The organism is Promicromonospora citrea (assembly GCF_013004695.1).
Taxonomy (GTDB): domain Bacteria; phylum Actinomycetota; class Actinomycetes; order Actinomycetales; family Cellulomonadaceae; genus Promicromonospora; species Promicromonospora citrea.
In genome coordinates, this window is the sequence record NZ_JABEMG010000217.1 from 1 (window position 1) to 4,586 (window position 4,586).

Genomic DNA, 4,586 nt, shown 5'->3' on the forward strand with positions numbered 1-4,586 from the left:
CCGGCGCCCGGCGGCGTGGAGCGCGGCGGGATCGACCGCGGGGGCGCCCCGGCCTCGCTGCGCGCGGGCATCCCCGACCGCCGCGGCGGGACGGGCGGGGGAGTGTTGCGCTGGCCGGACACCGGTACCTCCCGGGAGGACTGTCTGCGGATACGTGGTTCGCTACGGGCCCCGTCGGAGGCTTCGGGGCGCCCGATGCGGTGGGCGCTGCCCACGCCGGGCACGCCGACCCCGGGGGTCTCCGCGTTGGCGGGACCACCGGTGCCGGGCGGGGGGAAGGGACGACGGCGCTCGCCCGTGTCACCCACGGGGATGGCGTCGTCGGCGCCGGGTCGCCCGCTGACGCCCTGGGGCGTGAAGCTCGGCGGGATCCGGACGCGCGTGGCGTCGTCGTCGGCCCCGCGGGCCGACCGGTTCGACGTCGTGGGATCTGACATGGTCAGCCGCAGACCTTGGTGGTGTCGGCGCCGGTGAAGGCCTCTTCGCCGGCGTGCTTGACGTCGGTCGACGACGGCTCGGGGTCGGGCGTCGCCGCGCCGTCGGTGCCCTGCTCGCCCGTCGACCGCGACGGTGACGGCGACGCCGACGCGCCCGCCGACGGCGAGCCCGGTGCGGCGTCGAGGGGCCGGTCGTGCTTGACGTTGTCCCACAGCGTCGCGGCCTCGTCCGTCCAGAGGACGTTCGCCGTGTTGTACGGGTCGTACTCGTTGGGGACGGTCATAAAGGTGATCGTGTCAGGCCGCACGTCCCGGAGCGAGTAGGCCAGCCCGGAGAGTCCGCTGATGCTGCCGAGCTCCTCGTTCATCGTCAGGGACCGGGTCACCGCGTCCAGGAACCCGAGGGTCTTGGCGGGGTTGGTCAGCACGTCCTGGCTCAGCACCTTGCGGGCGAGCGAGGCCATGACCTCCTGCTGCCTGCCGATGCGGCCGAGGTCGGACCCGTCGCCGAGCCCGTCGCCCTTGCGGGCCCGCGCGTAGTCGAGCGCCTTCTGGCCCTTGAGCGTGTGGATGCCGGGGGAGAGCGACAGGTGGTTGGCGTCGGGGGAGTAGATCTCCTCCTCGACGCAGACGTCGACGCCGCCGACGGCGTCGACCATCGCGGAGAAGCCCGCGAAGTCGACGACGACGAACCCGTCCACGTAGACGCCGGTCAGCTCCTCGATCGTCCTGACGGTGCACAGCGCGCCGTCGGCGACCGACCCGCCGACCTGCACGCCCTGCGAGAACGCGGCGTTGAACTTCTTCCCGTACAGCGGCGCCGTCGTGGCGCCCTCCGACGTCGTGCAGCTCGGTACGTCGACCGTCGTGTCGCGGGGGATGGAGACGAGGTCCATACGGGACCGGTCGCCGGAGATGTGCATGACCATCGTCGTGTCCGAGCGGGCGCCGATCTCACCGCCGCCCGCGAGGCCGCCGTTGTCGCCGTCGCGCGAGTCGCTGCCCATGACCACGATGTTGAGCGGGGCACCGGCGTTGGGGTCCTTCGGGGGCACCACCTTGGGCCGGTTCGCGCCGAGCGCCGACATGCCCGCCGTCTCGATGTTGTCGGTCAGCCGGGTCATGGCGGTCGCTCCGCCGACGGCACCGAACGAGAGCAGCCCGACGAGCAGCATCCCGACCAGGCGAGCGGGTCCGCTCGCGCCGCGCAGCGCGCGGGCGTGCGCGGGCCCCGAGGGGCGTCGCGTCGCGCCGGGGGCGCTCAGGTCAGGAAATGTCACGGCCACCGATCCTAGAGGCTGGGCATTGCAGGGCGGCGCACTGCCGGAGAGCGGACGGTAGAGGGTTCGTGGAGAACCCCTTTATCGGTTGTTCCTCCGGCCAGGGGCTGTCAGCCGACCGTGGGCCAGGTCGCCTGCTCGCTGCTCAGCAGCCGGGTGCGGCGGCCCTCGTCCCGCTCGAGCTCCGCCGCCGTCGCCGCGGAGGTGAGCACGGCGGAGCCGCCGCCCGCCCACACGCCGAGCAGGGTGCGCAGCACTTCGGCCAGGTCGCCGCGCCCGTCCACGAGCACGCGCGCGCCGTCCGCCGGCGCGGGCAGCAGCTCCGCGTGCCCGACGGCGCCCGCCGCGGTCGCGAGCGCGTCCTCGTCCGGGTCGACCTCCGGCACCCAGCCGATCACGTCGCCGTACGTCATCACGGCGGCCGCCGCGTCGATCGCGCCGGGCGGCAGCTCGCCGTCGTACCGGCGTGCGAGCGCGGGCAGGGAGACGGCCACGAGGTCGGCCCCCGTGCCGGCCCAGCGGCCCGGGTCGTCGGTGACGGCGACGTCGGGGGCGTCGGGGGAAGGCGCGTCCGGCAGCACCACGGTCGCGCCCGTGCGCCACGCGGCCAGGGCCCACACGGCGGTGCGCCAGTGCACGGGAAGGTCGAGGGTCAGGCGGGTGCCCGGCGCGGCGTCGAACTCCTCGACGAGGAGGTTCACGGTCTTGCTCACCCAGTTGGCGAGCACGGCGCCGGAGAGCTCGACCCGTTCGCCGTCGTCGCCGTACCAGGTGAGGCGGGGGCGGCCGCCGTCGGCAGCGAGGCGGGCGAGGAGGGCGGCGACGTCGGGCACGGGGCCGCCGCCGCGGGACGCGATCTGCATGGCGCCACCCTACGAGCCGACCCGCCGCCACGACGCGCCGACGGGTGAAAACCATGGACCTCGGGTGAGACGTGCGCCACGACCTGCGGAAGGACTCGTGAATTCCCCGTGGAACCGCTGGGCGATAGCACATTTCCGCTTGACGACTCCAGGCGACACGCGTGTAATTCCAGGTATGCAGTTTTCGTAGCGCATACGCAACGGGGCCTGGAAGCTGCAGGTCCGGCGAGGCCCCGGAGCACGGAACACGGCATGGAGGGGCACGTCATGTGGAACATTCTGGAATCGGACGTGGAGTTCCCGACGGACGCCGAGAACACGCCGGCGCCGGTGGCCCCGGTGCTCCCCATCTTCGGGGAGCTGTTCGATCTGACGGAGCCGGACGAGTCGCTGCTCGGCTGGCAGGAGCGCGCGCTGTGCGCGCAGACCGACCCCGAGGCCTTCTTCCCGGAGAAGGGTGGGTCCACGCGCGAGGCCAAGAAGGTCTGCGCCGGGTGCGAGGTCCGGGCCGAGTGCCTCGACTACGCCCTCGAGAACGACGAGCGCTTCGGCATCTGGGGCGGGCTCTCCGAGCGTGAGCGCCGCAAGCTGAAGCGGCGCGCCGTCTAGCACCGGCGCAAGCCCGCGGACCCGCGGGCCGTCGACCCGGCGAACCGCCGGGCAGAGCTCGTGCGCGCCCGGCGCGTCGGCGGCGTGTCGGGGCCGACACGCCGCATGATGTGAAGCGAGATGAGCGCTCCACGTACCGACAGCCTGTCGGCTCCCCTCCCCGACCGCGGCCCCGACGAGGCCCCGGCCGGGCCGGTGTGGTCGAAGGTCCCGACCCGGGTCGTCGCCCCCGCACCCGTCGCGGTGACGGTGACCGCCGTCGTCGTGACCCGCGGCAGCAGCCCCTACCTCGGGGCGACGCTCGCCGCCGTGCGTGCGCAGTCCCGCGGCCCCGACGACGTCGTGGTCGTCGACGTCGACACCGCGCCCGCCACCTCCGGCCACCAGGACCTGCAGCTCGGCGGCGCGCGCTACGTCGCGGGCGCGGGTGCGCGGACGTTCGGCGAGGCGGTCGACGTGGCGCTGGCCGCCGTCGGCGTGCCGGAGCAGGGCTGGCTCTGGCTGCTGCACGACGACTCCGCCCCCGCCCCCGGTGCGCTGGCCGCCCTCGCCCGCGCCGTCGAGCACTCGCGGGCCGTCGCCGTGGCGGGGTGCAAGCAGCGCCGCTGGGAGCACGACGCCGACGGCGCGCCCCTCGACCCCGGCGAGGCCGACCGCGGCGTGCTCGTCGAGGTGGGGCACACCGTCTCCCCGCTCAGCCGCCGCATGACCGGGATCGACGACACCGAGATCGACCAGGGCCAGCACGACGCGCGCGAGGACGTGCTCGCCGTGGGGCTCGCGGGCGCGCTCGTGCGGGCGTCCGCCTGGCGCGAGGTGGGCGGCACGGACCCCGCCTACGGCCAGCTCGGCGACTCGACCGACTTCTGCGTGCGCGTCCGGCTCGCGGGGCACCGCGTCGTCGTCGTGCCCGACGCCGTCGTGCGGCACGCCCAGGTCTCCCAGCGCGGCCCCGGCGCACCGGGCGCCCGCCGGCGCGCCCAGCTCTACCTGCGGCTCACGTCCGTCGCGCCCTGGATCCTGCCCCTCGCGATGCTCGGCATGCTCCTGTGGGCGCCGGTCGCCGCGGGCTACCGCCTCGCGCTCAAGCAGCCCGACCGCGCCCGCGACGAGCTGCTCGCCCCGCTGTGGGCCGTGTTCCGGCTCGGGCCGCTCCTGCGCGCCCGGCGCCGCATCGCCCGGACGTCGACCGTGCCGCGCAACGTGCTGCGCCCCCTGCTCGGCACGTGGCGCGAGGTCGCCGCCGAGCGCCGCGACCGGCGGCTCGCGCGCACCGAGGCGTACCGCGTGGAGCTCGCGACCTCCGACATCGAGCGGGCCGAGCTCCAGGCCCTCGCGGTGCGGCGGCGGGCGGGCCTCGCGCTTGTCGTCGTCGCCGCGCTGGGCCTGGCCGCGGC

At 75.2% G+C, this 4,586-nt stretch carries 4 protein-coding genes and 1 pseudogene; 2 read left to right on the plus strand and 3 right to left on the minus strand.

Going from position 1 to position 4,586, the window contains the following annotated elements; translation table 11 throughout:
* From HLB15_RS23855 to HLB15_RS22505, 3 genes and pseudogenes are all read right to left on the minus strand, one after another.
* Positions 1–437, minus strand: a pseudogene (locus HLB15_RS23855) (hypothetical protein); the annotation flags it as partial.
* Positions 438–439: 2 nt separating this feature from the next.
* Complete coding sequence (locus HLB15_RS22500; protein ID WP_229785431.1) at positions 440–1,717, minus strand: LCP family protein; 1,278 nt, start codon at positions 1,715–1,717, stop codon at positions 440–442.
* A gap of 110 nt (positions 1,718–1,827) precedes the next feature.
* Entirely contained in the window at positions 1,828–2,580 is a 753-nt protein-coding gene (locus tag HLB15_RS22505) for a TIGR03089 family protein (protein WP_171108846.1), read from the minus strand.
* A gap of 267 nt (positions 2,581–2,847) precedes the next feature.
* On the opposite strand from HLB15_RS22505, the gene HLB15_RS22510 reads away from it, so the two are divergent.
* Positions 2,848–3,189, plus strand: coding sequence for a WhiB family transcriptional regulator (locus HLB15_RS22510; RefSeq protein WP_229785430.1), 342 nt, complete (start codon positions 2,848–2,850; stop codon positions 3,187–3,189).
* 120 nt (positions 3,190–3,309) lie between these two features.
* Positions 3,310–4,586 (plus strand): glycosyltransferase (locus HLB15_RS22515; RefSeq protein ID WP_171108848.1); only part of this gene is annotated, 1,277 nt, incomplete at its 3' end.

Coding starts and splice junctions, on each gene's coding strand:
- HLB15_RS22510 (WP_229785430.1), top strand. CDS start 2,848: ATGTGGAACATTCTGGAATCGGACGTGGAGTTCCCGACGGACGCCGAG.
- HLB15_RS22505 (WP_171108846.1), bottom strand. CDS start 2,580: ATGCAGATCGCGTCCCGCGGCGGCGGCCCCGTGCCCGACGTCGCCGCC.